Genomic DNA, 2545 nt, shown 5'->3' on the forward strand with positions numbered 1-2545 from the left:
CCAAAACTACGCGGCACCCGCCGCCTAGCTCGGCCGGATCACAAACAGCGGGTCGCCATACTGCACGCCATGGCCGTCCTCGTGGACGATCTCCACGATCTCCCCGGCCACGGGGCTGGTGACCACGGTCGGCTTGCGCAGCACCTCAATCAGGCCCAACATCTGGCCTTGCTTGACCTGGTCGCCCACATGCACGAGCGCTTCCTGCCCGGGCTGCTTGCCCCGGTAGAACAGGCCCACCACGCGCGCGGTCACAGCCACGGTCTCGGGCTCCGGTGGGGCCTGCGGGGCCACCGCCACGGCCGGCGCCGTCCCTTCCCCGGCCTCGATCACAATCTGCGGGTCACCGTTGCCGGCAGGGGCCAGGCGCACGAACCGGTAGTACCGGTCCCCCTCCTGCAGGGCGAACTCCCCGGCCTGAGAGGCTTTGAAGACTTCCAGCAGTTGCTGAATGCGCTCGCGGTCCAGCGGCACCATGTGTTCCTTTGTGAGAACTCATTCGCGTGGGCGGGTGGTCCCCACACCCGCAGTCCGTCCGCGTGGGCGGGTTTGTCCCCAACACCCGCATGCGCGCGTGGGGACACGCGCGCCCACGCGACAGCCTATGACGTCACGCGGGTGACGTACTCCCCGCTGCGGGTATCCACCCGGATCATCTCATCCTGGTTGATGAACAGCGGCACGGTGACGACATGCCCGCCCTCGATGGTCGCGGGCTTGGTGCCGCCGGTCGCGGTGTCGCCGCGCACCCCGGGCTCGGTGCGGATGACGCGCCGATCCACCGTGTTGGCTACATCAATGCCCAGCAGCTCGCTCTCGTGGCTGATGAACCAGACGGACTCGCCGTCCTTGAGCCACTTGGCCTGATCGCCCACGCGCGCGGCGTCCATCTCGACCTGGTCGTAGGTCTCCAGGTCCATGAAGACATACTGGTCGCCGGTGGCGTAGAGGAACTGCATCTCCTTGCGCTCGACGCGGGCCGGCTCGACCTTCTCGCCCGAACGGAAGGTCTTGGCGAAGACGTTACCCGTCTTCATGTCGCGCAGCTTGGTGCGCACCACAGCCCCGCCCTTGCCGGGCTTGTGGAACTCGTGACTGACGATCTGGTAGACCTTGCCATCGAGCTCGATGGTCAGTCCCGCTTTGAAATCGGAAGTGGCTATCACGTCGCATCCTCCAGGGTCCGCGCCACCGCCACGGCGGCTCGCGATGGTGGTTGCGGATTCTACAGGAACAAGGGGCAAAAGTCAAAGCAGCCGCGGCAGGTGCCGCCGGGGCCGGCAGCGAATCTCCATATAGGACTATCACATCGGTGCAGGAGGCCTGTCATGCGCAGGGGCTTCACACTCATCGAGTTACTCGTCGTGATCGCCATCATCGCCATCCTGGCCGCCATTCTGTTCCCCGTGTTCGCCAAGGCCAGGGAGAAGGCGCGGCAGGCAAGTTGCCTGTCCAACGTCAGGCAGCTCGCGGTGGCCTTCCACCAGTACGCGACTGACTATGACGGGATGCTGCCTGATCTGCTGACCGGGCGTGACACCGGCGTCGCCTCGATGTACATCTACTGGCCGTGGGCCCTCTACCCCTATGTCAAGAACGGCCAGATCTTCGCCTGTCCGAGCTGCACGTGGGGCCAGTCCCTCCCGCCTCCGGGTGGCGGAACGTCCATCGTCGTCCGTGGCTACGGCGGCGTGCGAGAGGTCCTCGGGTACGCAGGGAACCTGGGCTACATCACCTCAGGTGCCGACTCGTGGGGCTCATACAGCAACCCGGACCAGAGCTACTATGGCCAGTCCCTGGACGGCATGCAGTCCCCGGCCGAGGTCGTCGTACTGTGCGATGCCACGAACTGGACTTGCCAGCGCGACTATTGGGACCGGACCGACAACACGACCCAGCCGGACGCTGCAACTGCAACGTTCTACAACAACGCGTACTATGTCGTGGATAGCCGCCACAACGAGGGCGCCAACTGCGCCTACGCCGATGGCCACGGCAAGTGGCAGCGCCGTGGCATCGCCAACCACCCCTCGAGCCACCCCAACCCGAGCGCCGGCTGCGGGAACTGGTACCAGTACCAGTACCACTAGCCCGCGCACCGGTCAGCCCACACGCCACGACGGCCTGCACTCCGGTGCAGGCCGCCTTCGTTCTCGGGGTCTGGTTCGCTCTCCGGGCCCGTCCTTCTACCGCAGCAACTGCCTGCGCATCTCCGCCAGTGTGTCTTTCGCCAGCTTGTGGTCCGGGTGCAGGGCCAGCTCCAGCTCCAGCTCGGCCATGGCGTTGGCCGCCCGGCCCTTGCGCACGTACAGGGCCGCCAGGTTGTAGTGCAGGTCGCGGCGGGTCGAGTCCACCTCCAGCGCCCGCACCAGGGCCTCGATGCCCCGGTCCAAGTGCCCCAGCGCCCCATGGGCCGCCCCCAGGTTGATCAGCGCCACGATATGCCCGGGGTCGCGCGCCAGCACCTGCTCGAAGCGTTCGATGGCCGGCGTGTGCTGGCCCGACAGGTGCAGCGCCGTCCCCAGATTCAGCAGCACGCCAAGGT

The 2545-nt window shown here is 66.6% G+C and carries 4 protein-coding genes; 1 reads left to right on the forward strand and 3 read right to left on the reverse strand.

All coding sequences use genetic code 11. From position 1 onward, the window contains the following. Nucleotides 1-24 precede the first annotated feature (24 nt). Both LLH23_20330 and efp read right to left on the reverse strand, forming a co-directional pair. Nucleotides 25-477, reverse strand: coding sequence for a hypothetical protein (locus tag LLH23_20330; GenBank protein ID MCE5240817.1), 453 nt, complete (start codon nucleotides 475-477; stop codon nucleotides 25-27). Nucleotides 478-602: 125 nt separating this feature from the next. Further along, nucleotides 603-1166 (reverse strand): elongation factor P, encoded by a 564-nt coding sequence (efp, locus tag LLH23_20335; protein MCE5240818.1) that lies wholly within the window; start codon nucleotides 1164-1166, stop codon nucleotides 603-605. 162 nt (nucleotides 1167-1328) lie between these two features. Between efp and LLH23_20340 the strand changes: the two genes are divergently transcribed. Then, nucleotides 1329-2090 (forward strand): DUF1559 domain-containing protein, encoded by a 762-nt coding sequence (locus LLH23_20340; GenBank protein ID MCE5240819.1) that lies wholly within the window; start codon nucleotides 1329-1331, stop codon nucleotides 2088-2090. A gap of 96 nt (nucleotides 2091-2186) precedes the next feature. Here the strand turns inward: LLH23_20340 and LLH23_20345 are convergent. Beyond that, nucleotides 2187-2545 (reverse strand): hypothetical protein (locus LLH23_20345; protein ID MCE5240820.1); only part of this gene is annotated, 359 nt, incomplete at its 5' end.

The organism is bacterium (assembly GCA_021372615.1).
Classification (GTDB): Bacteria; Armatimonadota; Zipacnadia; order Zipacnadales; family UBA11051; genus JAJFUB01.